We start from the raw sequence: 378 nt of genomic DNA, 5'->3' as shown, positions 1-378 counted from the left end.
CTTCAGGGCTTACATCACGGACCTTGGAGATGTCGAATTCCGGTCCGCCTGCCGAAAGCTGTCGGGCCGCCGCGCGCGCCCGATCTATCCAGGTGCCGGGGGCCTCACCCTCGGCAACGATGCGATCATTGACGATCGAAAGTCGTACTGTCTCAGGCGGAACCAGCGACGCCGTCAGCCGCTTSAMSACGAACTYSGGWTCAAGGCTCTSATAGAATTGCCACTGCGAATGAACCTGGGCGGGATCGACCTCAGTTCCAGACAACAGCGACTGCGGGTCGGCGGCAAGCGGGTCTCTCAGGCCGGCAAGATAGAATTGGCCATCGCGTACCTGTTGTTCGGCAACGATGATGCCCGGCTGGGCCTCCAGTAGCGACA

Annotated in this window: 1 protein-coding gene; it reads right to left on the bottom strand. The window is 61.2% G+C overall.

What is annotated here, in order from left to right:
* A partial coding sequence (locus AC1DY7_RS31425; RefSeq protein ID WP_477497668.1) for a hypothetical protein occupies positions 1–378 on the bottom strand: 378 nt, incomplete at both ends.

This window comes from Mycobacterium sp. P2_H7 (assembly GCF_056403275.1).
Note: the sequence above shows the minus strand (reverse complement) of the source record. Positions and strands in the feature narration are given on the sequence as shown.